General features: G+C 61.0%; 27 protein-coding genes. 3 read left to right on the top strand and 24 right to left on the bottom strand.

What is annotated here, in order from left to right:
- Positions 1-20 precede the first annotated feature (20 nt).
- The 3 genes from RIN49_RS03315 to lpdA are packed head-to-tail and all read right to left on the bottom strand — an operon-like array spanning position 21 to position 3,539.
- Positions 21-1,001, bottom strand: a complete 981-nt coding sequence (locus RIN49_RS03315) for an alpha-ketoacid dehydrogenase subunit beta (protein WP_309118741.1) — start codon at positions 999-1,001, stop codon at positions 21-23.
- A 1-nt stretch (position 1,002) separates the two neighbouring features.
- Complete coding sequence (locus RIN49_RS03320) at positions 1,003-2,043, bottom strand: thiamine pyrophosphate-dependent dehydrogenase E1 component subunit alpha (protein WP_309118742.1); 1,041 nt, start codon at positions 2,041-2,043, stop codon at positions 1,003-1,005.
- Positions 2,044-2,102: 59 nt separating this feature from the next.
- On the bottom strand, positions 2,103-3,539 hold the full coding sequence (lpdA, locus tag RIN49_RS03325; RefSeq protein ID WP_309118743.1) for a dihydrolipoyl dehydrogenase: 1,437 nt from the start codon (positions 3,537-3,539) through the stop codon (positions 2,103-2,105).
- Positions 3,540-3,715: 176 nt separating this feature from the next.
- Between lpdA and RIN49_RS03330 the strand changes: the two genes are divergently transcribed.
- Positions 3,716-3,976, top strand: a complete 261-nt coding sequence (locus tag RIN49_RS03330; RefSeq protein WP_309118744.1) for a DUF2627 domain-containing protein — start codon at positions 3,716-3,718, stop codon at positions 3,974-3,976.
- Between the two features lie 26 nt (positions 3,977-4,002).
- On the opposite strand, the gene RIN49_RS03335 is transcribed toward RIN49_RS03330, so the two are convergent.
- Entirely contained in the window at positions 4,003-4,380 is a 378-nt protein-coding gene (locus RIN49_RS03335) for a cupredoxin domain-containing protein (protein ID WP_309118745.1), read from the bottom strand.
- 251 nt (positions 4,381-4,631) lie between these two features.
- On the opposite strand from RIN49_RS03335, the gene RIN49_RS03340 reads away from it, so the two are divergent.
- Positions 4,632-5,237 (top strand): YhjD family protein, encoded by a 606-nt coding sequence (locus tag RIN49_RS03340; RefSeq protein WP_309118746.1) that lies wholly within the window; start codon positions 4,632-4,634, stop codon positions 5,235-5,237.
- A gap of 497 nt (positions 5,238-5,734) precedes the next feature.
- Complete coding sequence (locus RIN49_RS03345) at positions 5,735-6,022, top strand: DUF3817 domain-containing protein (RefSeq protein ID WP_309118747.1); 288 nt, start codon at positions 5,735-5,737, stop codon at positions 6,020-6,022.
- Between the two features lie 62 nt (positions 6,023-6,084).
- Here RIN49_RS03345 and spo0A read toward each other — a convergent pair whose 3' ends face one another.
- The 20 genes from spo0A to spoIIIAG all read right to left on the bottom strand — a co-directional run bounded on the left by spo0A (position 6,085) and on the right by spoIIIAG (position 24,334).
- Positions 6,085-6,924 carry a sporulation transcription factor Spo0A gene (spo0A, locus tag RIN49_RS03350; protein WP_138193253.1) on the bottom strand — a complete coding sequence of 280 codons (840 nt, stop codon included), beginning with the start codon at positions 6,922-6,924 and terminating at the stop codon, positions 6,085-6,087.
- 138 nt (positions 6,925-7,062) lie between these two features.
- Positions 7,063-8,388 (bottom strand): SpoIVB peptidase, encoded by a 1,326-nt coding sequence (gene spoIVB, locus RIN49_RS03355; protein ID WP_309118748.1) that lies wholly within the window; start codon positions 8,386-8,388, stop codon positions 7,063-7,065.
- A gap of 117 nt (positions 8,389-8,505) precedes the next feature.
- A complete protein-coding gene (gene recN / locus RIN49_RS03360; protein ID WP_309118749.1) occupies positions 8,506-10,203 on the bottom strand; it encodes a DNA repair protein RecN in 1,698 nt (565 codons plus the stop codon).
- A gap of 12 nt (positions 10,204-10,215) precedes the next feature.
- Entirely contained in the window at positions 10,216-10,665 is a 450-nt protein-coding gene (gene ahrC, locus RIN49_RS03365) for a transcriptional regulator AhrC/ArgR (protein WP_138193250.1), read from the bottom strand.
- 7 nt (positions 10,666-10,672) lie between these two features.
- Positions 10,673-11,122 (bottom strand): hypothetical protein, encoded by a 450-nt coding sequence (locus RIN49_RS03370; protein ID WP_309118750.1) that lies wholly within the window; start codon positions 11,120-11,122, stop codon positions 10,673-10,675.
- 75 nt (positions 11,123-11,197) lie between these two features.
- Positions 11,198-12,097, bottom strand: a complete 900-nt coding sequence (locus tag RIN49_RS03375; protein ID WP_309118751.1) for a TlyA family RNA methyltransferase — start codon at positions 12,095-12,097, stop codon at positions 11,198-11,200.
- Positions 12,098-12,126: 29 nt separating this feature from the next.
- On the bottom strand, positions 12,127-14,046 hold the full coding sequence (gene dxs, locus RIN49_RS03380; RefSeq protein WP_309118752.1) for a 1-deoxy-D-xylulose-5-phosphate synthase: 1,920 nt from the start codon (positions 14,044-14,046) through the stop codon (positions 12,127-12,129).
- Positions 14,018-14,623: a hypothetical protein gene (locus RIN49_RS03385; RefSeq protein ID WP_309118753.1), complete on the bottom strand. Its 606-nt coding sequence runs from the start codon at positions 14,621-14,623 to the stop codon at positions 14,018-14,020. The genes dxs and RIN49_RS03385 overlap by 29 nt, the downstream gene beginning before the upstream one ends.
- Before the next feature lie 836 nt (positions 14,624-15,459).
- Complete coding sequence (locus RIN49_RS03390) at positions 15,460-16,374, bottom strand: polyprenyl synthetase family protein (protein ID WP_375295203.1); 915 nt, start codon at positions 16,372-16,374, stop codon at positions 15,460-15,462.
- Positions 16,367-16,585, bottom strand: coding sequence for an exodeoxyribonuclease VII small subunit (gene xseB / locus RIN49_RS03395; RefSeq protein WP_138193507.1), 219 nt, complete (start codon positions 16,583-16,585; stop codon positions 16,367-16,369). The genes RIN49_RS03390 and xseB overlap by 8 nt, the downstream gene beginning before the upstream one ends.
- Positions 16,586-16,610: 25 nt before the next feature.
- Positions 16,611-17,978: an exodeoxyribonuclease VII large subunit gene (xseA, locus tag RIN49_RS03400; protein WP_309118754.1), complete on the bottom strand. Its 1,368-nt coding sequence runs from the start codon at positions 17,976-17,978 to the stop codon at positions 16,611-16,613.
- Complete coding sequence (gene folD / locus RIN49_RS03405) at positions 17,975-18,835, bottom strand: bifunctional methylenetetrahydrofolate dehydrogenase/methenyltetrahydrofolate cyclohydrolase FolD (protein WP_309118755.1); 861 nt, start codon at positions 18,833-18,835, stop codon at positions 17,975-17,977. Before folD ends, xseA begins: the two co-directional genes overlap by 4 nt.
- Positions 18,836-18,867: 32 nt before the next feature.
- A complete protein-coding gene (nusB, locus tag RIN49_RS03410) occupies positions 18,868-19,323 on the bottom strand; it encodes a transcription antitermination factor NusB (RefSeq protein ID WP_309118756.1) in 456 nt (151 codons plus the stop codon).
- Between the two features lie 42 nt (positions 19,324-19,365).
- Positions 19,366-19,611 (bottom strand): DUF2273 domain-containing protein, encoded by a 246-nt coding sequence (locus tag RIN49_RS03415; protein ID WP_309118757.1) that lies wholly within the window; start codon positions 19,609-19,611, stop codon positions 19,366-19,368.
- Between the two features lie 9 nt (positions 19,612-19,620).
- Positions 19,621-20,178 (bottom strand): alkaline shock response membrane anchor protein AmaP, encoded by a 558-nt coding sequence (gene amaP, locus RIN49_RS03420; RefSeq protein ID WP_309118758.1) that lies wholly within the window; start codon positions 20,176-20,178, stop codon positions 19,621-19,623.
- A 144-nt stretch (positions 20,179-20,322) separates the two neighbouring features.
- Positions 20,323-20,736: an Asp23/Gls24 family envelope stress response protein gene (locus tag RIN49_RS03425; RefSeq protein ID WP_138193239.1), complete on the bottom strand. Its 414-nt coding sequence runs from the start codon at positions 20,734-20,736 to the stop codon at positions 20,323-20,325.
- Between the two features lie 100 nt (positions 20,737-20,836).
- Positions 20,837-22,180, bottom strand: a complete 1,344-nt coding sequence (gene accC / locus RIN49_RS03430) for an acetyl-CoA carboxylase biotin carboxylase subunit (protein ID WP_309118759.1) — start codon at positions 22,178-22,180, stop codon at positions 20,837-20,839.
- Between the two features lie 25 nt (positions 22,181-22,205).
- Entirely contained in the window at positions 22,206-22,697 is a 492-nt protein-coding gene (accB, locus tag RIN49_RS03435) for an acetyl-CoA carboxylase biotin carboxyl carrier protein (RefSeq protein WP_309118760.1), read from the bottom strand.
- Between the two features lie 171 nt (positions 22,698-22,868).
- Positions 22,869-23,606 (bottom strand): SpoIIIAH-like family protein, encoded by a 738-nt coding sequence (locus tag RIN49_RS03440; protein ID WP_309118761.1) that lies wholly within the window; start codon positions 23,604-23,606, stop codon positions 22,869-22,871.
- A gap of 68 nt (positions 23,607-23,674) precedes the next feature.
- Entirely contained in the window at positions 23,675-24,334 is a 660-nt protein-coding gene (gene spoIIIAG / locus RIN49_RS03445) for a stage III sporulation protein AG (RefSeq protein ID WP_309118762.1), read from the bottom strand.
- Positions 24,335-24,346 lie beyond the last annotated feature (12 nt).

The following is a 24,346-nucleotide window of genomic DNA, read 5'->3' on the forward strand; positions in this document are numbered from 1 at the left end:
CTCCATCCTGCCGCTGCCGCTTAATACGACGCCAACGTCCGAATCGCTTCCTTCACCTTGTCCGCGTTCAACAAGAAAAATTTCTCCGTCGTCGGACTCGAGCCGACCGCCGGCACGTCGGGACCGCACAGCCGCATGATCGGCGCGTCGAGGTCGTACAGCAGCTCCTCGGCGATGATCGCGGACACTTCCGCGCCGACGCCGCCCGACTTGTTATCCTCATGTACGATCAGCACTTTGCCGGTCTTCGCCGCCGCCGCGAGAATCGCGTTCTTGTCGAGCGGCTGCAGCGTCCGCAGGTCGAGCACGTGAGTGCTGACGCCCTCTGCGGCCAGCTGCTCCGCCGCGGCCAAGGCGAAATGCACCGTCATGCCGTATGTAATGACCGTTACGTCTTCGCCTTCGCGCTTCACGTCCGCCTTGCCGATCGGCACGACGTAGTCGCCTTCCGGCACTTCGCCGGAGACGGATAAATAACACTTCTTATGCTCGAAATACAGCACCGGATCGGGGTCGCGGATCGCCGCCAGCATGAGCCCCTTGGCGTCGTACGGCGTCGACGGCGCGACGATCTTGAGGCCCGGCGTGCCGAAAAACACCGACTCCGGGCATTGCGAATGATACAGCGCTCCGCCGCCGGTGGCGCCGTACGGCGCGCGCACGACGATCGGGCAGTGCCAATCGTTGTTGGAACGGTAGCGGATCTTCGCCGCTTCCGAGATGATTTGGTTCGTCGCCGGGAAGATGAAGTCCGCGAACTGCATCTCGGCGATCGGCCGCATGCCGTGCATCGCGGCGCCGATCGCCACGCCGGCGATCGCCGATTCCGCGAGCGGCGTGTCGAGCACGCGATCGGGGCCGTAGACGTCGCGCATCCCCTTCGTCGCGTTCAGGACGCCGCCCTTGCCGACGTCCTCGCCGAGGACGAACACGCGCGAATCGCGCCCCATCTCCTCGTGCATCGCCGAACGGATCGCTTCTAGATATTTCATGACCGCCATATCAGCCGATGTCCCCCTCGCTCGCATGATCGTCGCCGTATACATACAGCAGCGTATCTTCCGGGCGCGGGTAAGGCGCCTGCTCGGCGTATTCCGCCGCTTCGCGCAGTTCCCCGTCGATCGTCTCGAGCAGCGCCGCTTCCTTCGCGTCGTCCCACAGGCCGTGCTCGACCAAGTAGGCGCGCATCTTCGGAATGCCGTCTTTCGACTTATGCTCCTCGACTTCTTCCTTCGTCCGGTACAACAGATCGTTGTCCGACGTGGAGTGCGGCGAGATGCGGTACATCATCGCTTCGATCAGCGTCGGGCCTTCGCCCGCGAGACCGCGCTCGCGCGCCTGCTTCACGGCCGTATACACCTCGAACGGATCGTTGCCGTCGACCCGGACGCCCGGGAAGCCGTAGCCGATCGCGCGGTCGACGATGCGGCCGGCGATCTGCTGCCGCTCCGGCACCGAGATGGCGTACCGGTTGTTCTCGCACATCAGAATGACGGGCAGCTTGTGCACGCCCGCGAAGTTGCAGCCCTCGTGGAAGTCGCCCTGATTGCTCGAGCCTTCCCCGAACGTCACGAACGACACGCTCTCCTCGCCGCGGAGCCTCGCGGCGTACGCCGCGCCGACCGCATGCGGCACCTGCGTCGTCACCGGACTGGAGCCGGAGAAGATGCCCAGGCGCTTATGCCCGAAGTGGCCGGCCATCTGCCGGCCGCCGCTGTTCGGGTCCTCCGCCTTGAAGAACAGCGCCAGCATCAGCTCGCGCAGCGTCATGCCGACGGACAGCACGAAGCCGTAGTCCCGGTAGTACGGGAAGAACAAGTCCGTGCCGGGCCGCAGCGCGAACGCGGCGGCCACCTGCGCGCACTCCTGCCCGATGCCGGACACGTGGAACGCCACCTTGCCGGCGCGCTGCAACACCGTCGCCCGCTCGTCGTATTTACGCGCCTTGACCATCAAGGCGTACATCTGTATCGCATCGTCGTCGCTTAAGCCCGCCTGCGCGTGCCTCGACTGCCCTTTCTTCAACTCATGCTCGTTGATCATCGGGAGCCCTCCTTAAGACCGAGTATTATGACCTGGTCATAATCCCCTTCACGTTCATCTTACAACCCTACCGACCGACCGTCAACCGCGAGCGCCGCTTCGCCGAGCGCCTCGGACAGCGTCGGATGCGGATGGATCGCCGCTCCGATCTCCCACGGCGTCGCTTCGAGCAGCCGCGCGAGCGACGCCTCGCCGATCAATTCGGTCACCTTCGCGCCGATCATATGCACGCCGAGCACGTCGTTCGTCTCGGCGTCCGCGACGACCTTGACGAAGCCTTCCGGCTCGCCGTACACGAGCGCCTTGCCGATCGCGCGGAACGGCATCTTCGCCGCCTTCACCCGATGGCCGGCTTCCTTCGCCTGCCGCTCGGTGAGGCCGATCGACGCGACCTCCGGATGCGAGAAGACGCATTTCGGCACGTACGACGGATCGTAAGGCTTGTCCGCGACGCCGCAAATGTGCTCGACGGCGACGATGCCCTGATAGCTCGCCGCATGCGCCATCTGCAGCCCGCCGACGACGTCGCCGATGGCGTAGATGTGCGGCTCGCTCGTCTGCATGAAGCCGCTCACCCGAATCGCGCCGCGCTCGAGCGCCACGTCCGCGTTCTCGAGGCCGATGCCCTCCACGTTCGGCGCGCGGCCGACCGCGACGAGCAGCGCCTCCGCCTCGACGGCGACGCGTTCGCCCGCGCGCTCCGCCTCGACGCGGACCTCGGAGGCGCCGCCGACCTCCCGCTTCTTCAGCGTCTCCGGCAGTACCTTCGCGCCGGTCAGCACCCGTACGCCCCGCTTCGCGAGCGACGACGCCATCTCGCGCGACACGTCCTCTTCCTCCGTCGGCAGCAGCCGATCCGCCGCCTCCAGCACCGTGACGGCGACGCCGAAGTCGCTCATCATCGACGCCCACTCGACGCCGATGATGCCGCCGCCGACGATCGCGAGCGAAGCCGGCAGCCGTTCCAGCTCCAGCGCCTCGTCGCTCGTCAGGACGAAGCGTCCGTCCGGCTCGAGTCCCGGAATGACGCGCGGCCGGGAGCCCGTCGCCAGAATGAGGCGGTCGTTGACGAGCGTCACCGCCTCCCCGTCCGGCGTCTCCACCGCGATCGTTCCCGTCTGCGGCGAGAAGATGGACGGCCCCATGAGGCGCCCCTTCCCATACACGACGTCGATCTTATGCTTCTTCATCAGGTGCTGCACGCCGCGGTGCAGCTCTTCGACGACGGCGGCCTTGCGCGACTGGACGCGGCCGAAATCGATCGTCGGCGCGGCGGAAACCTCGATGCCGTATTCCGCCCCGCGCCGCACCGTCGCCAGTACCTCCGCGCTGCGCAGCAGCGCCTTGCTCGGAATGCAGCCCTTATGCAGGCATGTCCCGCCGAGCCCCGCTTTCTCTACTACCGCTACCGACTTTCCGAGCTGCGCCGCCCGGATCGCCGCCACGTAACCGCCCGGCCCTCCGCCGAGCACTACGATATCATATGTACGAGTCAATGGACGTTCCTCCGAAACTATACTTTACTATTATTCCCTTACTCTGATTCTATGTAATAACAAGCCGTTCATGAATTTGTCAGACTCTTTCTTATTGTACCCTTTTTGTAGGAAGGGCGGATAGGGTAAAATGAATGAATCACTCGACTTGGCACTTTGAAAGGAACGCTGTCGGCATGCCCACGAAATTTTCCCGATTCATCGCCGTCCTGCTGCTCGTCATTCCGGGCTGGATGGCCACATACGGTTTCTTGCTCATGAAAAACTCGGTGTTCGAATCGTTCGGCCCCGGCGCGCTGCCTTGGCTGAAGTTCGCGGCCGGGCTGCTGCTGTTCGCGGCGGGCGTCGCCTTCATCGGCGGTTGGATTTTTTACCGCGACCGCAAGCGCAATTACGTCGCTCCTCGTTTCCGCGAAAAGAAAAAACAGCGCCGCTAGGTGCTGTTTTTTTGTTATTCGTATTTTTACTGGACGACGATCTTCGCCGTCATCTCCGCGTGGCCTTGACCGCACAGAACGATACAGCTCACTTCGTACACTTCGCCCGCTTCGCCGAACGTCACTTCCTGCGACAACGACGCGCCTTGCAGCTCTACGCCGAGGCCGCTAATCGAGATGCCGTGCAAGCCTTGGTCGTTCTTCAGCGCGACCGTCATCGTGGATCCCGCTTCGACGACGTACTCGGTCTGGTCGAACTCCCAGTTCTTCGCTACGATCTCCAACGTATTTTCGGCTGCCGCCAATTCTTCCTCGCTCGGCGGCTGCGGAAGCTCGTTAAACAAGATGCCGACGCCGAGTGCGGCCGCTCCGAAAAACAGAACCGCCATAATCCATTTGTGCATGTGTCGTCTTCCCCCTCAAACAATATACATCCTATTATTATAAAGACTCGCCCGCTTTTTGGGAGAACCGTTCTCCCTCCAAACATGACGAATTTTCGAACGTTTCTCCGCGGCCCGAGGCCAAAAGTAACTATATCATACTCGTCCCCGACGTGCAAAAGGACGGATGCCCTTGCATAACCGAGCCGCTTTGGCATAAAATAAGAACATACATTCGAGAACATACATTCGTGGTCGTGGGGGAACAGCCAATGGCGAAGCAAGAGCGCGTGCCGATGATCCCGCCGGTCACCGCCGTCGACGAGCTCGGGACGATCAAGGAAGCGTTGATCCTGGGCCTCCTGATGACGGTGTTCGACCGAGACATCAAGGTGATTCAAGACAGCAAATTAAAGACCAAAGGACCGTACGTCGACCTGCTGCAGCGGGCGATGGACGACGTCACGGCGGACCTCGCGAGACTGCGCCGCCGGCTGAAGGAGAAGGGAATCAAGATGACCGAAGAGCGGCGCGACGAAGACGGGGTCGGATGCGTGTATTGGTGCCGCGGATATAAGGCGAGCTTCGAGATGTTATGGCATTTCGCCAAAGCCGAGACCGAAGTTCGCATGCGTAAGTATTTGGGGGAAGACATTCGTAAGTACGTGCGGGACGATCTGCCCGAGCATCTGCGGCCCGAATGGCTGCTCGCCCCGGTGGCGAGACGGGCTCCCCGCTCACTTGGAACGGGAGCGCCCTCTCGCGAACAGCTGCGCGAAGGCGAGCACGCCCGTCCAGACGAGCGCGGCCGACAACGCGAGGAAGAACCAATCTCCGTTGCCGAGAGCGAAATAAAGCAGCCCGTGCGCCCCGAATAAAACCAAGAACGTCAACATCAAATTCAGCTTGTTAATCCACTGCAGCAGTCCGTTCATGCGGTTGCCCCTCCTCGGGTCTTGTCAGTACTTGTCGTACCGTTAGTGTTTCCGAAAGGGGAACGCTCGATACCCGCGCGGAAGCGCTGAAGGGGAAATTTTCCTGCATCCGCCATGTTTAAAGCGCCGCATGCCGGACATAATATACTCAGACGGCGACGAGAAAGGTCGTGGTTACGTTGGAGGACGTAAGGAATTCAGCGGAAACGAACAGCCAGGAGGGTTCTCACTCGAAATAGAGGGCGAGGGATGTGCTAAAGACGCTTGACGGCTTTAGACGCCATCGGTAGCGATACCGGTACAGCTTTCTCATTGAAGATGTGAAATCAACCAACGGCGCCGTCGGAAGACCCGGGAAACCGGGTCTTTTTCTATTTTTCGCCTCCGTGCTACAATACAACGTAGATGAGAATAGCATTCATAATGGAGGTTTTCCGAAAATGCTTCGCACCCCGCTCGGACGATTCCGCGCCGTAGGCCTGTTGGAAGGCGTCTCGTTCCTGCTCCTGTTGTTCGTCGCCATGCCGCTGAAGTACGCCGCGGACATGCCGGAGGCCGTCGCCGTCGTCGGAGCGCTTCACGGCGTTCTGTTCGCCTTGTACCTCGCCGCGGCTGCGTACATGATATTCGCCGCAGGCTGGCGCCTCCCCCGCGTGTTGGGCGCCGTCGTCGCCGCGGTGCTGCCGTTCGGACCGTTCGTGTTCGACCGCTACGTCAGCCGAAACTAAAAAAGGAGAGGAATCCCGTTAGGGACTCCTCTCCTTTTTCGCATATATGTATGTTCGAAACTTTAGCTAACCTTATGTTCGATGCGCAGCTTGTCGGCGACCATCGCGATAAATTCGCTGTTCGTCGGCTTCGCCTTCGAGATGTTGATCGTGTACCCGAACAAATGCGAAATGCTGTCGATGTTGCCTCGCGTCCAAGCGACTTCGATCGCGTGGCGGATGGCCCGCTCGACGCGCGACGGGGTCGTGCGGTATTTCTCGGCGATCGCCGGATACAGCGTCTTCGTGACGGCGCTCAACAGCTCGATGTTGTTGTACACCATCGTGATCGCGTCGCGCAAGTACTGATACCCCTTAATATGGGCCGGCACGCCCACCTCGTGAATAATGTTCGTGATGCTCGCGTCGAGGTTCGGCTTGCCTTGCGGCTTCGAAGAGAGCAGCGACGGGCGCTTGCGCATCTGCGAAGAGATCGACGACAACGTGCCGCCCGAGCTGCCGCTGCTCACTTGCGGAACCGGTCCGGCCGCCAGCTGGCGAATCCGATTGACGAGCACGTCCATGTCGAACGGCTTAAGAATGTAGTACGAAGCGCCGAGCTGGACGGCCTTCTGCGTAATGTTCTCCTGGCCGAACGCAGTCAACATGACGATCTTCGGCGCCGGATCCAAATTGAGCTCTCGGAGCCGTTCGAGCACCCCGAGCCCGTCCAGATGCGGCATGATAATATCCAAAATGAGGACATCGGGCACGATCCCCTTCTCCTCGATCATCTCCATGACTTCTTCCCCGTTGTACGCGACCCCGGCAACAGACAAATCCTCTTGCTCGCTGATGTACTCCGACAACAAATTCGCGAATTCCCGGTTGTCGTCCGCCAACAAAACCTCGATCTTATGCAATGCAAATCCTCCTTAGACGTCTTGGCCACAGCTGGAAGCGATCCGCCATATTTTTTGGTCTTTATTGGATTCGACACGAGAGGCTGAATTCCTTTTGTCGAAAAAGATTTAATTTTCGACAAAAAAACCCAAGGCCGCTTAGCTCGCCTTAGGATTCGCTTGGTTATCCATTAAAATGTCCGCATCGCGCAGCATCCACTCGATGAAGCAGCCGTAGCCGCTCGTCGGATCGTTCACGAATACGTGCGTTACCGCCCCGATCAGCTTGCCGTTCTGAATGATCGGGCTGCCGCTCATGCCCTGCACGATGCCGCCGGTCTTGGCGACGAGCCGCGGATCCGTAATTTTGATGATCATGCCCTTGGTCGCCGGGAACGTCTGTTTCGCCACATGGACGATTTCCACGTCGAATTTCTCGACCTTCTGCCCGTTGACGACGGTGTAAATATGGGCCGGACCTTCCTTCACCTCGTCGGCGAACGCCACCGGGATCGGCTCCTTCATGCTGGCGTATTCCGGAGCCTCGTACATCTTGCCGAAGATGCCGAAGTCGGTGTTCTTCCGAATGTCGCCGAGCACCTTATCCTCGTCGATCAGCACCGCCCGCTTCTCGCCCGGTTCGCCGTTCTCGCTCTTGTCGATGGACGTTACGTTGGAATGCACGATTTGCCCGCCGCCGACGACGATCGGGGTCTGCGTATCCATGTCGGTGATGACGTGTCCGAGCGCGCCGTACGCTTTCTGATCCGGGGCATAGAACGTCAACGTGCCGACGCCCGCCGCGGAGTCGCGAATGTAGATGCCGAGCCGGTACGCCTTATCGGAAGGATCGTACACCGGCGTAATCGACGACTTCAGCTTTTCGCCCGCGCGAAGGACGAGCAGCTCGATCGGTTGGTTGGCCTTACCCGATTGCTGCACGATGTCCGCCACTTTGTTGACGTCGTTCAGCTTCTTCCCGTTCATCTCGAGGATGACGTCGCCGACGTTAAGCTTCGCCTCTTCGCCGGGAGACACTTTGCCGCGATCCTCCGTCTGGACCAAGTGGTGGCCGACGACGAGGATGCCCTTCGACTTGATCTTGACGCCGATCGTCTGTCCGCCCGGAATGACCTTCAGATCCGGAACGACGTCGACCTTGACCGTCTTGAACGGAATTTTCCCGAACAGCTTCAGCTGCATCTCCGTCTGTCCCGCTTTGTACGTTTGGAGGGAGATCGGCTCCTCCAAGTTCAGATCGAACGTCGGCTCGGAAGAGCCGTTCACCTGAACGATTTCGGGGTCCTTCACCGATCCGACCGCATGAACGGGCATACTAAGCGAAAGCTCCTTCCCCTCGCCGGAGAACACATGCAGCGTCTCCGGGAACGATGCGTACCGCTGGAACGGCGGGGACCATGAAATAAGACATACGAGAAAGACGAGCATAAGTCCGAAAAGTTTTTTCTTGGTGCCGGAAGTCAAACGCCTCACGCTCCTTTTCGTTCTCACGCCTTAGGCACTTTGGCGCGGTCGCCAATAACGTACCTATAAGGTATCCCCGCCCCGCTCGTTTTAAACTCGGAAATGATTCCTGACGCCCTACATCCACCCGGACTTTCTGCTATCCGCCAACGCGAGCATTTCTTGCGCGTGGCGCATCGTCGTGTCCGTCACTTCGACGCCGCCCAGCATGCGCGCCAGCTCCGCCGTCCGTTCGCCGGCGCCGAGCGCGTTCACCTCGGTGAACGTCCGCTCGCCCTTCACCTTCTTCTCGATCGCGTAATGCGCGTCGGCCATGCAGGCCACCTGCGGCAGATGCGTGATCGCGAACACCTGCACTTGTCCCGCGAGGCGGGCCATCTTCTCCGCGATCGCCTGCGCGGCGCGGCCGCTGACCCCCGTATCGACCTCGTCGAAGATGAGGGACGGCACCCGGTCGACCGCGGCGAAGATCGACTTCATGGCGAGCATGATACGCGACAACTCGCCGCCCGAAGCGATCTTGGCGAGTCCGCGGAGCGGCTCGCCCGGGTTCGGCGCGATCAGAAATTCGGCCGTATCCCAGCCGTCCGGCCGGAACGCGCCTTCGTTCGAACGGAGCTCGACCTCGAACCTCGTCTTCTCCATATGTAAGTCCTTCAGATGCTCCATCAGTTTTCTGGACAGCGTCTCGGCGGCTGCCCGGCGCGCTCGGGTCAGCGCCTCGGCCCGCGTCCGCAGCGTCGCCGTAAGGTCGCCGAGGCGGGCGGACAGCTCCGCGATGCGCTCCTCCTGGTTGTCGACGTCGTCGAGCTCCTTCTTGATCTTGGCCGCGTACGCCAAGATGTCTTCGGCGGAGTCGCCGTACTTGCGCTTCAGCGAATGGAGCGTCTGCAGCCGCTGTTCGATTCGCTCGAGCTTGTCCGGGTTAAATTCGATTTTCTCGCGGTAATCGCGAATTTGGAACGCGGCGTCCTCCAGTTGGTAGAACGCCGACTGCATCTGCTCCACGAGCGGCTGCAGCGAGTCCGGATCGTATTTGGAAATATCCGACATTCGCTGTACCGCCCTGGTCACGGAATCGAGCCCGCGTTTGCCGCCGTACAACGCCTCGAACGCGTCATTGGCCGCGGCAAACAGGCGCTCGCTATTCGCTAGTCTTTGCCTTTCTTCCTGTAACGATTCATCCTCGCCGGGTTTTACCTTCGCCGCATCGATCTCTTCCCATTGGAACCGGTACAAATCGGCCATCTGCAGCGCTTCCTTCCCGGATCGGCTCACCTGTTCCAGCTGGCGCTTCGTCTCGGCGTACTCGTCGTATACGCTGCGATAGGCGGCTTTGGCCGGCGCGATGCCGCCCCCCCCGAACGCGTCCAGCCATTCCAAGTGCCGATCGGCGCGGAGCAGCGACTGGTGCTCGTGCTGCCCGTGAATGTTGACGAGCGTCTCGCCGATCGACCGCAGCGCCACGATCGTCACCAGCTGCCCGTTCACCCGAGCGGTGCTCTTCCCTGCCGCCGTCACTTCGCGGCGGACGATGATCGGCTCGTCCTCCGGACCTTCGATCCCGTTGTCCCGCAGGATGTCCCTCGCCGGATGGTTCCCCGGAACGTCAAAAAGAGCTTCAATTTCCGCTTTGTCGCATCCATGACGCACAAGGTCGGCCGAAGCTCTTCCTCCGATAGCTAAGCTTAAGGCGTCGATCAAAATCGATTTCCCCGCGCCCGTCTCCCCGGTAAAGACGTGAAACCCGGTTCGGAACGATACGCGCACCTCTTCGATGACGGCCAGATGTTTGACGGAAAGCTCAAGGAGCAATTGCGATTCCCCCTACGAAAGCATGCTTAAGATTTCGTCCACGACGCGTTGGCTCGCTTCCCCGCTGCGGCAAATGATCAGCACCGTATTGTCGCCGCAGATCGTGCCCATCACGTCCGGCCAATCGAGATTGTCGATCAGCTCGCCGATCGTGTTGGCGGTCCCCGGCAAGCTTTTCATGACGACGAGATTGTCGGCATGATCGATCGAGCCGAAATAATCGATGAGCGCTCGCTTCAACTTCTGCGCAGGGTTGTACTTCTGGTCGGAAGGCAGGGAATACTTGTATCTTCCGTCCGCAAGCGGCACCTTCACGAGCTGCAGCTCCTTGATATCGCGCGACACGGTCGCCTGCGTGACCGTATACCCCGCCGCCCGCAGCGCGTCGACCAGATCGTCTTGCGTCTCGATTTCGCGTCCCGTTATGATTTCCCTGATTTTGATATGCCGCTGCCCCTTCATAACGCTTTCACAACTCCAACTCGAATCGTATTTGATGAACCTGACGCGCCGCGACGTCCACGTACAGGACGCCGGCCGTCTCTTCGTACAACAACGCGTACGCCAGCAGCCGCTCCCGAATCGCGCTTCCGACCGTCAGATCGAGCGGCTTGCGCGACTTGGCGACTTTGACGACGTAGATGCCGTCGCCCCGCTTCGCGAAATAATCGACGAACATCTGACTGCCGAGCTCCTTGTCGTCGACGCGCACGGTGAGATTCACCTTCCACTTCCCGTGCGTCACCTCGTACCCATGGTCGGCCAGCAGTTCGGTCACCTCGTCGTTCGGCTTCCGGCCGTCTTGCGCGACCGGCGTCTTTACGTCGGGCGTTCGGTACAGCCAACGCCGGAATAAGACGAGGCCCCATACCGCGAATACGAGCAATACGAAGATTAGCACTACCACGTCATCGTTCACGACGGTGCACCTCCACCGTTACGTATTCGAGATGCGGCGTCGGTTTCCTGCTTTTTCCTACCCTGCTTCGCTTCCTTACGCGCGGTGCAGCGTCTCGTGCGCCTCGCGCACGACGTCCGCCGCGAGCTTGTCCGCGTCCGGCGGCGGCTCGAGCGGTCCTTCGGCGAGCCGCCACAAGGCGAGAAACTCGATATTGCCCTCGCCTCCCGTAATCGGAGAGTACGTTAAGCCTTCCAAGGCGTACCCGGCTTCCGCCCCGAAGCGAATCATGCGTTGCAGCACGTCGCGGTGAACGGCGGGGTCGCGGACGATGCCGTTCTTCCCGACGAGCTCGCGTCCCGCTTCGAACTGCGGCTTAATGAGCGCCGCGAGCAATCCCCCGGGCGCGAGCAGCGGCCGCAGCGGCGGCAGAATGAGGCGCAGCGAGATGAACGATACGTCCGTCGCCGCGAACGTCGCCGGCGGGCCTACGAGGTCGGCGGGCGTCACGTATCGGAAATTGACCCGTTCCATGACGCGCACCCGTTCGTCCTTCCGCAGCGACCAATCGAGCTGGTTGTACCCGACGTCGATCGCGTAGACGAACGACGCCCCGTGCTGCAGCGCGCAATCGGTGAAGCCGCCGGTCGAGGCGCCGATGTCGATCATGACCGCCCCCGTCAAGTCCAGACCGAAGTGACGAATCGCCTTCTCGAGCTTCAAGCCCCCGCGGCTGACGTACGGATGGAGGTCGCCCTTCACCGTAAACGCGCTCGCGGCCGACACCTTCATGCCCGCTTTCTCGATCCGTTCTCCGTCCAAAAACACAAGGCCGGCCATGACGGCGGCCTTGGCTTTCTCGCGGCTGTCGAACAAGCCGCGCTCGACGAGCAGCACGTCGATGCGTTCCTTGGCGTTCGGGCTCGTCTTCCCGCGCGGAACGTCCTCCGGGCGATCCGGAACCGGTCCCGATCCCGAGTAATTCGATTCTGTCATAGATTCATATCCCCAGCTTCTCTCGTCCGTTACTTGTTCGTGCCGGTCATGAGCGGCTTCGCCGCGTAGGACGCCTGTACGCCGGCGCGCATCGTCCGTACCGTCTCCGCGAGCCGGTCGGACGTGAGACCGACCTCCGCGCGCTGCTCCTGAATCGAGCCGTGCTCGATGAACGCGTCCGGCACGCCCATGACGCGAACCGGCACGTCGTATACGCCGTGCCCGGACATCCATTCGAGCACCGCCCCGCCGAACCCGCCGGCGGAAGCGCCCTCCTCGATCGTGACGATCGGCAGACGTTCGTCCGCAAGGGCGGACAGCATCGCCGCGTCGAGCGGCTTCAAGAAGCGGGCGTTCACGACCCGCAGCGATACGCCTTCGGCGGCGAGCTTCTCGGCGGCCTCCAGCGCAAGCTGCACCATCGGACCGACGGCCAGAACGACGGCGTCGTCGCCGTCGCGCACCGTCTCCCAGCGGCCGATCGGCAGCGTGCGCAGCTCGTCGTTCCACGGCGCGCCCGTGCCTTGAATGCGCGGGTAGCGGACCGCGATCGGGCCGCCGTCGTACTGAACGGCCGTATACAGCATGTGCCGGAGCTCGTTCTCGTCCTTCGGCATCATGATCGTCATATTCGGCACATGGCGCAAATACGCGATATCGTACACCCCGTGATGCGTCTCGCCGTCCGGACCGACGAAGCCCGCCCGGTCGATCGCGAACACCACGTTCAGGTTTTGCCGCGCGATATCGTGTACGACCTGGTCGTACGCGCGCTGCAGGAACGTCGAATACACCGCGAATACCGGCTTCATGCCTTCCATCGCCATCGCCGCGCACATCGTGGCGGCATGCTGCTCGGCGATGCCGACGTCGATCATCCGGTTCGGGAATTTCTCCGCGAACTTGATCAGTCCCGAGCCGCTGGGCATCGCCGGCGTGACGGCGACGATGCGTTCGTCCCGCTCCGCGAGCTCGATCAGCGTCTTGCCGAACACCTCGGTATACATCGGCGGACCGGCCGACTTCACGACTTGGCCCGACTCGATCTTGTAGGCGCCGAGGCCATGCCAAGTATGCGAATCGGCTTCCGCCGGCGCATACCCCTTGCCCTTCGTCGTCACGACGTGCACGAGCACCGGCCCTTCGACCTTCTCCGCCTGCCGGAACGTCTCGAGCAGCGCGGACAAATGATGTCCGTCGATCGGCCCGAAATACGTATAGCCGAGCTCCTCGAACAACACGCCGGAGACGACCAAATATTTCAGGCTGTCCTTGACCTTCTCCGCCCAAGCGGCGAGCGTGCCGCCGATCGCGGGAACCTTCTTGAGCAGCGATTCGACTTCTTCCTTCGTCTTTATGTAAGTCTTGTCGGAGCGCACCTTGCATAGGTAGTTGTGCAGCGCGCCGACGTTCGGCGCGATCGACATCTCGTTATCGTTCAGCACGACGGTCAAGTTCTTCTTCTCGTGCCCGATATGGTTGAGCGCCTCGAACGCCATGCCGCCGGTCAGCGCCCCGTCCCCGATCAGCGCGACGACTTTATTTTTCTTCCCTTGCAAATCCCGCGCGGCCGCCATGCCCATTGCAGCCGAAAGAGAGGTGGAGCTGTGCCCCGCCTCCCACACGTCGTGCTCCGATTCGGAGCGCTTGACGAAGCCGCATAAGCCTTTGTATTTTCGAAGCGTCGAGAAGCGGTCTTTGCGTCCCGTAAGCAGCTTATGAACATACGCTTGGTGCCCGACGTCGAAAATCAGCTTGTCGTTCGGGCTGTCGAACAAGTAATGAAGCGCTAAGGTCAACTCTACGACGCCTAGGTTCGGAGCGAGATGCCCCCCGGTCGACGACAACGTCGTAATGAGAAATTCTCTGATTTCCTGCGCCAGCTGTTCGAGCTGGGCGAGGTCGAGCGATTTCAGATCGCTAGGCTGAGTGATTCGATCGAGCAGCACGCTTGTTTCCCCGCTTTCCGTTTGTTTTCTTCTTGCCGCCCCAGATGCGTATGCCAAACCGGCGTTCCAGCAGGAAAAAGAATCTGCCGATCCAGAGTACGATCGGTATCGAGTAGTGAATCGCGAACGACTTGCCGACGGCTTTGCCTCCGACCGTCAGGGCGGAGACGACCGCCGAGAAGACGACCGTCACCGCGGCGGTCAACAACCCGTCGCCGCCCGGCGAGCTTACGATCATCTTGCCGACGACGAGCGCGGATGCCGTTCCGCTGATAATGCCGCAAATATCGCCGACGACGTCGTTGCAGAAATTCGAAAACCGGTCCGCGTTGCGTACGATAAAGATCGATTGCTTCGCGCCCGGCACCTTCTCGGCGGCCATCGCATGGAACGGGCGCTCGTTCGCGGAAGCGGAGGCGATGCCCATCATATCGAATCCTATGCCGACGAGGACGATGAACAGTACGATGACCACGCCCGCAGCCCAGACGACGCCCTGCAGCATCGCGGTGGATACGACGGAAAACACGCTTGCCAATATAAACGTAATTATAGAAATAAAAATACTCCATCGCATGGAGTGCTTCCAAATGGATTTCATTCTCGTTTCTTATGGTCCTCTCTTCGGGAATGGGAGGAGTGGCAGCTTCTCGAGTAAATGCTGTGGCTTAGGTCCAGTAGGTTTTCCCAGACGATCACCCCCCGTCGCCGGTAGGGCGGTTCCCCTTTAAGAACGTCTTGACGCCGTCGCCGACCGCCAGACTGGATTACCACTTAGTCCACACTATAATCCCCAAGAAGCCCCATGGATATGAACAGTCTAGGAGTTTTCCTCGGGCAGCTCAAGAACCGCTTCTTAGCCTCTTTTGCAGACCAGATTTCATATAGCGTGGGCTACTACGGCCGACCTTGGCCTAGGTCGATCGCGCCTATATCTATACTCCCTGCTGGCCCACTCAAGGCAGGCTACGCTGCACCGCCCCCGCGTATCTCCGATAAGCGATTAGGATCACTTCAAAATCACGCGGGAACGAATGACAGGTTCATACCCCGAGCCATGGCCGATTGCCCGATCGTCGGCAAGACGACAAGCTCGCGCCACGCACTTGGGCCTCCGCGGAAGCAGGGTCAACGCCCGCATGCCATTGCGGATCGCCCCGCAACCTTAACTCCCACCACCAGCCCCCGACTGGGCGTCGAAAGCCGGCACCAGGAACTTCATCGATGTGCCCTTCGGCGAATTTTTAGGCTCGCCCTCAAAGCGGTAGGCCGACTAGAATACTGCGCCACTCCGTATTCCTTCTGCTATTATACCACATCGGGAAAAGGGTGCTCAACGGAAGAGGGAATGTTGCCCGCCTTCCGAAAGAACGGAACGCCCCCCGGCCGTCGCCGGAGGGCGTTCCTAGCAATCTAATATTCTCGCGTAATCAAATAATCGGCCATCTGCAGCAGCCGCTCGGGCGCCGGCAACGCGCCGCCGGAGACGGCCGCCTTGCCGGCCGCCGTCAACTCCTCGACCTTCGCCTTGCTCGCCGCAAGACCGACGAGGTACGGATACGTCACCTTGCCTTGCGCGACGTCGCTTTGCGTGCTCTTCCCGAGCTTCGACGCATCGCCAATGAGATCCAGAATGTCGTCTTGGATTTGGAAGGCGAGCCCGATCGATCGCCCGTAGACGGTGAGCGCCGCCAGTTGCTCTTCGTTCGCTCCGGCGACGATGGCCCCGGCGCGAAGGGAGGCCACGACGAGATCGCTCGTCTTATGCAGATGGATGTACTCGAGCTGCGTGAGCGTCGTTTCCCCTTGCTCGCCCAGCATATCGGCCGCTTGACCACCGACCATGCCGGGCGCTCCGGCGTACGCCGCAAGCTCCTTCACGATGCGCAGCGCGGCGGACGCCGACACGCGCGGGAACCGCTCCGGCATCGTCGCAAGCACGTGGAACGCGTGGGTAAGCAGCGCGTCGCCCGCGAGGATGGCCATCGCCTCCCCGAACACCTTGTGGTTCGTCGGGCGTCCGCGGCGGAAGTCGTCGTCGTCCATCGCCGGCAGATCGTCGTGGATGAGCGAATAAGTATGGATCAGCTCCACCGCGCAGGCGGCCGGAAGCGCTTCTGCCGGCTCGCCGCCGGCCGCCTCCGCCGCGGCGAGCGCGAACGCCGGACGCAGCCGCTTCCCGCCCGCGAGCAGCGAATACGCCATCGACTCGCGCAGCGGCGCGGGCACGTCCCACGCTTCGGGCACGATCGTGCCGAGCTCGTCCGCGACGCGACCGGCGACGGAAGCCAAATATGCTTCGATCGATTCGCTTATAGCGTTATTCAACGGGATCCCCCTTGTCGAGCGCGGCCCCGAACGGTTTCTTCACCGTCTGTCCGTCCTCTTCGAGCAGCATCTCGATTTTCCGTTCCACGGTTTCAAGCTTCTGGCTGCAGATGCGGGATAACCGCATGCCTTCCTGGAAGAGCTCGATCGCTTCCTCGAGCGGCACGTCGCCGCTCTCGAGCTTCGCGACGATGGTCTCCAGTTTCTCCATCGCCTCTTCGAAGCCGATCGTTGGTTCAGTCACTGCTTGTTTCCCCCTTCATCGACCATACGGTGCAATCCAGCTCGCCGTCGGCGAGCCGCACGCGGACCATGTCGCCGAGCTGTACGTCTCCAACCGTCTTGACCAAGCGCTTGTTCTCGTCGTAGACGAGGCTGTAGCCCCGCTGCATCACCTTCAGCGGGCTGAGCGCGTCGAGTCGCTTCGCGTGCATGTCGAACGCGTGGCCGCGCTCCTTCATGATCGCGTTCATTCGCTGCAGCAGCTTCAGCTTCGCCACGTCGAGCCCCTTCGCGGCATGGCGCGCCGCTTCCCTCGGGCTGACCGTAGAGAGGCGCCGATCGAGCCGGGAGAACCGGTCGCCCGCGGTTCGCAGCGCCGTCTTCGCATGATAGTGCAGCGCCGCCGTATGCCGGTCGAGCCGTTCCGTCTGCTGCATCATCAGCTGCCGCTTCGGATTCGTCAGGAACGGCGAACGGCGAAGCCGCAGGAGCGCTTCGCGGCGCGACTGCACCGCGCCTTGCAGCGCCCCCGTCATCCGTCTGCGCAGATGACCGATCGTGTCGCGCAGCTCGAGTCGGCTGGGCACGGCGAGCTCCGCGGCGGCCGTCGGCGTCGCCGCGCGAAGATCCGCGACGAAGTCGGCAATCGTCGTGTCCGTCTCGTGGCCGACCGCCGAGATGATCGGGATGTCGGACGCCGCGATCGCCCGCGCGACCGCCTCTTCGTTGAACGCCCACAGTTCCTCGAGCGAGCCGCCGCCGCGGCCGACGATGAGCACGTCGACCTCGCGGCGTTCGTTCATGGCGCGAATCGCCTTCACGATCGAAGGCGCCGCCGTCTCGCCTTGCACGGAAACCGGATACAGCAAAATCGGCACCGCCGGGTTCCGCCGCTGCAGCGTGATGATAATGTCGCGCACGGCCGCCCCGGTCGGCGACGTAATGACGCCGATCGCCGTCGGGAACGTCGGAATCGGCTTTTTCCGCGACGCGGAGAATAGCCCCTCGTCTTCGAGTTTCTTCTTCAGCTGCTCGAAGGCGAGATACAGGCTGCCGATGCCGTCCGGCTGCATGCCGTTCACGTACATCTGGTACTGCCCGTCCCGTTCGTACACCGACACGCTGCCGTTCGCCACGACCCTCGCGCCTTCCTTCGGCGCGAACGGCAGACGGGACGCTTGTCCCGCGAACATCACGCACTTGATGCGGCTGTCCTTATCTTTCAAAGTAAAGTATAAATGCCCGCTGGAATGCCGCGTGAAATTCGAAATTTCGCCGCGCACCCATACGTTCTGAAGTACGGCGTCGGCATCCATCTTCATTTTGATATATCTCGTGATGTCCCGTACCGAAAATACCTTCTGGTTTTGCCCCTGATTCACCGCGACGACTCCAACGCTTTCCGGGCCGCTTCCACCGTGTTTTTCATGAGCATCGCGATCGTCATCCGGCCGACGCCGCCCGGAACGGGCGTAATCGCCGACGCGACTTCCTTCACCGCGTCGAAGTCGACGTCCCCGGCCAGCTTCCCGTCCGGCAGCCGGTTGACGCCGACGTCGATGACGACCGCGCCCGGCTTCACGTATTCCGGCGTCACGAAGTTCGGCCGGCCGATCGCCGCGACGATGACGTCCGCTTCCCGCGTCACTTCCGGCAGGTTCGCCGTCTTCGAGTGACACACCGTCACGGTCGCGTTCTCGCGGATGAGCAGCGCCGCCATCGGCTTGCCGACGATGTTGCTCCGGCCGATGACCGCGACGCGCTTGCCGTCCACGGAGATGCCTGCGGAGCGCATCATCTCGATGACGCCCGCCGGCGTGCACGGCACGAAGCCTTCGTCGCCGATGAGCAGGTTGCCGACGCTGATCGGGTGGAAGCCGTCGACGTCCTTCTCTGCCGAAATCGCGCCGATGACCGCCTTGTCGTCGATGTGGCCCGGCAGCGGCTTCTGCACCAGGATGCCGTGAATTTCGGCGCTTGCGTTCAGCGCGCGAATGAGCTCGATCAGCTTATCCTGAGGTGTGTCCGCGTCTAAACGGTGCACGACGGAATGAATGCCGAGATCGGCGCAAGCCTTTTCCTTATTTCGTACGTATACCTGCGAAGCCGGGTCTTCGCCCACCAGCACGACCGCGAGTCCCGGACGCGCGCCGGACTCGACCAGCGAGTCGATTTCCTTATGTAATCTAGTCATCAATTCGTTCGCGATTTTTTTTCCGTCGAGGATCAATGCCGTCATGGTTGGTAACGCCTCCGTTTTTCGCCCGTTATTTACGCGTTCGCTTTCGCCTTCAACTCGTCTACTTGTTTAACCATCTTCCCGAGCACGCCGTTGACGAATTTGCCCGATTCGTCCGTGCCGAAGTGCTTCGCGACCTCGATCGCTTCGTTCACCGCTACCTTCGGGGGAACGTCGTCGGCATAAATCATCTCGTACACCGCGAGACGAAGCACCTCTCGGTCGACCCTCGACAGGCGGTCTACTTGGTAGCCTTGCAGGAACTCCGTCAGCATCCCGTCGATTTCCGGGATCAGCGGAACCAGCTTGTCCAACAATCCCCGAACGTACGCAAGCAACGCGTCCGCGTCGCTGACGTCCGTGCCGGACTCGTTGTCGTTCAGCGCCTCTTCCATCGCGGTTTGCAGCGCCTCGTGCGCCGGCACTCGATTCATCTCCATCTGATACAAACATTGCACCGCTACCACGCGCGCGGACCTTCGCTTCATCGATAAACTCCTCCTAACGAAAAAATCCCACAGCCATGGGATTCATCGATACCATCTGTCTGAGAACCATCGGGCGATGGCGTTTCTATCCACCCATTTTTCCCGATTGTCCGATTTTAAACCAAGCGTGTACCCCGTAAACCCGATCAATGCGAAAGCCAGCATATCCCAGAAGCCCCAAATCAAATATACGAATCCGAGCAGCACGCCCGCCGCGGCTCCGACGATTCTCCCGACGCGCCCCGCGAGGGCCCACTCCAGAATCGAATCCGCGAGTTTCTTCCACATCGGCGTCACCTACTCCACTCGGGCTTTGAACGTTTGGGATTGCACGACGTTGGCGACGTATACGGTCACCATGGCGACCGGAATGCCGGTAATGTCCTCGACATGCTCCTTCACGCCGCGCTGCATCTCCTCGGTCAGCTGTTGAATCGAAGATTCGCCGTCGACCACCGAGCGAAGCTGGATGTCGAGGCCGCTGTCGTCGACGCGCACGCGGGCGCGCAAGTCCTTCACGCCTCGAACGCGGTTCGCCGCCTTCAGCGCTAGATTTTCCACCGTCTCGAGCGAGATGCGGATATCGCCGAATTCGGTGCGCTGATCGATGGAGCCGCTCCGCTCGCGGCTCTTGCGCAGCGACACGAACAGAAATCGGATCGACAGCAGAAATAATGCGGCGCATACCGCGATCGCGGCATATTTGGCCGGACCCGTCATATATATGGCATCGACGAATGATTCGGCGAACGCCGGAGCCACCCACTCCATCGAGACGATCAGCCCGATCCCCGAGAAGATCAAAATGGCCACGCTGTACAGAAACAAAAACAATTTGTCCGCGACTCTGCCCATGACTGCAGCTCCCTCCACTGGTACGTCCTTGCCGAATGCCGCTTCCCGCCGCGTTGCGCAAGGCTACGACGAGGAAACCCCCGAACGGCGACGCCCGGGGGATTTCGGTATGTCCATTCGTTCCGCGCGACCCGCGCCGCTCGGTTACTTCACGCGGGTCGTAATCGGACCTTCTTCTTCTTCGATCCGTTCCTGACCCTTGAACATAACGTCGTGGATGTGAACGTTCACTTCGACGACGTTCAGTCCGGTCATCGATTGGATCGCGTGCTTGACGTTCGCCTGGATGGCGGACGCGACTTCCGGAATGCGTCTTCCGTACTCGATGACGATGGACACGTCCACTGCCGCTTCGCGTTGACCGACTTCGACTTTGACGCCTTTAGACAGGTTTTTCCGACCGAGGAGCTCGGCCACGCCGCTGGCGAACCCGCCGCTCATGCCGGTGACGCCGTCCACTTCGATCGTTGCGAGGCCTGCGATAATTTCAATGACCTCCGGAGCGATCTGTATGTTCCCCATCTCGGTCTTCGTGAATTCCGGGGCAATCGTGTTCATTATCGATCATCCTCCCCTTGTCTTATACTTAAATACTATACCACCCGTCCAAAATTATGACAAACCTTGGAGAATCGGGCGAATCGGCATAGTCCGATCGCTATACTTCGTGTTCTTCCAGGAACTTAATGTCAAAATCGCCGCGTTGGAACGTCGGGTGATCCATCAGCCTCATATGGAACGGAATCGTCGTATGCACGCCGTCGACCGCGAACTCTCCGAGCGCGCGCTTCATGCGGGCGATCGCTTCTTCCCGCGTCGGCGCCCACACGATTAGCTTCGCAATCATAGAGTCGTAATGCGGCGGAATGACGTACCCCGGATAAGCGGCGCTGTCGACGCGCACGCCTACGCCGCCGGGCGGCAGGTAGAAATTAATGCGTCCCGCGGACGGCATGAAGTTCTTCGCCGGATCTTCCGCGTTGACGCGACATTCGATGGAGTGGCCGTTGATGACGACGTCGGATTGACGCATGCTGAGCGGATGGCCCTCCGCTACGGAAATCATCTCTTTAATGATATCGACGCCGGTCACCATCTCGGTTACCGGATGCTCGACCTGAATGCGGGTATTCATCTCCATGAAATAAAACTGTTCGTCGGGACCGAGCAAGAACTCCAACGTTCCGGCTCCGGAATAATTGACGGCGTGGGCGGCGCGGACGGCCGCGTCGCCCATGCGGCGGCGCACCTCCGGCGACAGCACCGGGCAAGGCGCCTCTTCGACGAGCTTCTGACGCCGGCGCTGCACGGAGCAATCCCGCTCGCCGAGGTGCACGACGTTGCCGTGCTTGTCGGCGACGATTTGGATTTCTACATGCTTCATGCCGGTAAGGAACTTCTCCAGATAGACGCCGGCGTTGCCGAACGCCTTCTGAGCTTCCTGCTGCGCGGCGATAATGCCTTGGATCAATTCTTCTTCCGATGCCGCGATGCGGATGCCCTTCCCCCCGCCGCCGGCCGTCGCTTTAATGATGACGGGGTAGCCGATGTCGCGGGCGATCGCGACCGCGTCTTCGATCGTCTCGACGAGACCGACCGAGCCCGGAATGACCGGAACGCCGGCGTCGCGCATCGTCTGCTTCGCCACGGACTTGTCCCCCATGCGGGAGATCGCGTCCGGGGACGGGCCGATGAAGACGACGTTGCAGCGTTCGCAAATTTCGGCGAAGTCCGCATTCTCCGCAAGGAAGCCGTACCCCGGATGGATGGCGTCCGCGCCGGTCAACGTGGCGACGCTCATGATGTTCGTTAAATTCAAATAGCTGTCTTTGGACGATACCGGACCGATGCAATACGCCTCGTCCGCGAGTCGAACGTGCAGCGCCTCGCGATCCGCCTCGGAATACACCGCGACCGTGGAGATGCCCAGCTCTCTGCAAGCGCGAATGATGCGGACTGCGATCTCGCCCCGGTTCGCGACCAGCACTTTGTGAAACTTCATCCGTATTTTCCTCCCGTTGTCGCTCTTACCGTTTCACCAAGAAGAGCGGCTGGCCGTACTCGACGAGCTGGCCGTTCTGCGCCAACACTTCGACGATCTGCCCGCTCACTTCCGCTTCGATTTCGTTCATCAGCTTCATCGCCTCGACGATGCATACGATCGTCTTCTCTTTGACGGCGTCGCCCGCCTTGACGAACGGCTGCGCGTCCGGCGACGGGGCGGCGTAGAACGTGCCGACCATCGGAGAGACGATCGGGTGCAGATCGGCGTTCCGCTCTTCTTGCGCCGGGGCCGGAGCCGCGGGCGCTTGCGGAGCGGCGGGCGCCGGAGCCGGAGCCGACGGTGCGAAAGCGTGCTGCGCCGATATGGCCGCCGTCGGCTGCGCCGTCACGTGAACGGCCGGAGCTTCGGGCTTCTTGATGCTGATTTTGCCGTTCTCGTTTTCGATCTCCAGATGTTGTATGGAAGTGCTGTCCACCAATCGAATGAGTTCTTTGATTTCGTTAAGTTTATACATCGTCTTGCTTTCATCTCCTCAAGCGAATGAGTCTGCGCCGTCGCGAGCGTCTTGCCAACCCCCAAAAGCGACGTTGTAATTATACCCTTAAAAGAAGTAAATGGAAAGAGCCCAGTTTCCCCGGGCTCCCTCCGATTTTTTTTGCGCCGCGCGGTCGACGAAGCCTGATCGTTAGTTATACAGCTTGACGGTGATTTGATGAATCGCGATGTTCAGGTCTTTCATCGCCTCGGTGACGATCGAAACCGCTTCGCTCTTTTCGAGCTGGGCCGCGGAGACGTGAACCGTGAAATGCTGCTTCTGATCGTCGTACATGACCGCAACGTTCTCGTAGTCGCCGAGCAGCTTCTCTTCGAAAGCGATCAGCTTCGCTTCCAAATCCATCAGGGCGCTGTGTTTGTTGATCGCTTCCGTGATTTGCTGCTCCGACGCTTCTTCGTTCGTCATCGCCGCCGTCAGCGCTTCGATCTGTCTGGAGAAGTCGGAATCGCGCTCGATTTGCATCGCCGTAATCGCGTCCGCGCTCGAACGGTTCGACACTTGCTCGAGCACTTGCTCGTCCGTGATCGTCTCTTCGGCTTCGGCCGTCGCGTCTTCCGGCGTCGCCGGATCCGCGCCTTCCGCGACGCCGTCCGTCGCGCTCTCCGCCGCGCCTTCGGCCGTCCCTTCGGCTGCGCCATCCGCCGTGGCGTCCTCCTCGAGCGTCGCGATATCGTCGATCGTCACGTCCGGCTGCGCCGACGTCGGATCCATCATGCCGACGCCTTCGACGATGATTTCGTTCTGCGCCGTTTGCTCCGTAGGCACCGGAATTTGATCCGCTTCGTCGGTGAACAAGTAATACGCGGACAGGACGACCATCAACCCCAGCATCGATACGAGCCACACCGTTTGTCTTCTTGTATTCATTCTTGTTTCCTCCTTGTGCTTTTCTGAATTGGTTTTTTTAGGAATATGTGGACGCCGGTTCGGCGCGGTTACCTCTTGCTGGGCGCTACGGAGATTTTATGGGACGGCACGCCGAGCCCCCGTTCGACCGCTTCGATCATCATCTTCTTCACCGTTAGATTTTCGGCGCCTTCGGCGACGACGAACACGCCGCGGATCGTCGGTCGGATCGTCTTGCGCACGAGCGGCACGCTGTCGCCGGATTCCGTATATAACACGATTTCTCCGGATCGGGACGTCTGCGTAATGTGTCGATTGGCGCCGTTCGCGTCCCGCTCGTTCGTCTCCTGGGCCGTCTCGGTCACGTTCCGCTCGGCTACGATCTCCTCTGTCGATTCGATCGTAACGAGTACGTTCACTTCCCCGACGCCGACGATTTTTTGTAAAATCTCTTTCAGCTCGTCCTCGTAGCTCGCTTCGTACGCCGCGAACTTCGAGTCTTTCGCCGCGCCGGTTCCGAAGGCGGGAACGTCGCCGCCGCCCGGCGGCGCGCCGCTCGCCGCGGTTTCGGGAACCCCGCCGCTCTCATACGGAGGCGGCACGTTCTCCACCGTCAGGAACGAATTCAGAATCATGAAGACGCCGCCGACGCCCGCCACGATCAGGAGCCATCGGAATGTGTTCATGCGGCTCGCGCCCCCCGGACCGCCGCCGAACCGCTCTTCGAACGTCTTCCACCATTTCGCCATTCGCATCACCTC

The sequence above is a fragment of the Paenibacillus sp. genome, assembly GCF_031177825.1.
Classification (GTDB): Bacteria; Bacillota; Bacilli; order Paenibacillales; family YIM-B00363; genus Paenibacillus_AE.

Excerpts from the sequence above, each read along its gene's own strand:
- RIN49_RS03315 (WP_309118741.1), bottom strand. The coding sequence starts at position 1,001 with ATGGCGGTCATGAAATATCTAGAAGCGATCCGTTCGGCGATGCACGAG.
- RIN49_RS03320 (WP_309118742.1), bottom strand. The coding sequence starts at position 2,043 with ATGATCAACGAGCATGAGTTGAAGAAAGGGCAGTCGAGGCACGCGCAG.
- RIN49_RS03330 (WP_309118744.1), top strand. The coding sequence starts at position 3,716 with ATGCCCACGAAATTTTCCCGATTCATCGCCGTCCTGCTGCTCGTCATT.
- RIN49_RS03335 (WP_309118745.1), bottom strand. The coding sequence starts at position 4,380 with ATGCACAAATGGATTATGGCGGTTCTGTTTTTCGGAGCGGCCGCACTC.
- RIN49_RS03340 (WP_309118746.1), top strand. The coding sequence starts at position 4,632 with ATGGCGAAGCAAGAGCGCGTGCCGATGATCCCGCCGGTCACCGCCGTC.
- RIN49_RS03345 (WP_309118747.1), top strand. The coding sequence starts at position 5,735 with ATGCTTCGCACCCCGCTCGGACGATTCCGCGCCGTAGGCCTGTTGGAA.
- ahrC (WP_138193250.1), bottom strand. The coding sequence starts at position 10,665 with ATGAAGGGGCAGCGGCATATCAAAATCAGGGAAATCATAACGGGACGC.
- RIN49_RS03375 (WP_309118751.1), bottom strand. The coding sequence starts at position 12,097 with ATGACAGAATCGAATTACTCGGGATCGGGACCGGTTCCGGATCGCCCG.
- RIN49_RS03385 (WP_309118753.1), bottom strand. The coding sequence starts at position 14,623 with ATGCGATGGAGTATTTTTATTTCTATAATTACGTTTATATTGGCAAGC.
- xseB (WP_138193507.1), bottom strand. The coding sequence starts at position 16,585 with ATGGAGAAACTGGAGACCATCGTCGCGAAGCTCGAGAGCGGCGACGTG.
- folD (WP_309118755.1), bottom strand. The coding sequence starts at position 18,835 with ATGACGGCATTGATCCTCGACGGAAAAAAAATCGCGAACGAATTGATG.
- nusB (WP_309118756.1), bottom strand. The coding sequence starts at position 19,323 with ATGAAGCGAAGGTCCGCGCGCGTGGTAGCGGTGCAATGTTTGTATCAG.
- RIN49_RS03415 (WP_309118757.1), bottom strand. The coding sequence starts at position 19,611 with ATGTGGAAGAAACTCGCGGATTCGATTCTGGAGTGGGCCCTCGCGGGG.
- amaP (WP_309118758.1), bottom strand. The coding sequence starts at position 20,178 with ATGGGCAGAGTCGCGGACAAATTGTTTTTGTTTCTGTACAGCGTGGCC.
- RIN49_RS03425 (WP_138193239.1), bottom strand. The coding sequence starts at position 20,736 with ATGAACACGATTGCCCCGGAATTCACGAAGACCGAGATGGGGAACATA.
- accC (WP_309118759.1), bottom strand. The coding sequence starts at position 22,180 with ATGAAGTTTCACAAAGTGCTGGTCGCGAACCGGGGCGAGATCGCAGTC.
- accB (WP_309118760.1), bottom strand. The coding sequence starts at position 22,697 with ATGTATAAACTTAACGAAATCAAAGAACTCATTCGATTGGTGGACAGC.
- RIN49_RS03440 (WP_309118761.1), bottom strand. The coding sequence starts at position 23,606 with ATGAATACAAGAAGACAAACGGTGTGGCTCGTATCGATGCTGGGGTTG.
- spoIIIAG (WP_309118762.1), bottom strand. The coding sequence starts at position 24,334 with ATGGCGAAATGGTGGAAGACGTTCGAAGAGCGGTTCGGCGGCGGTCCG.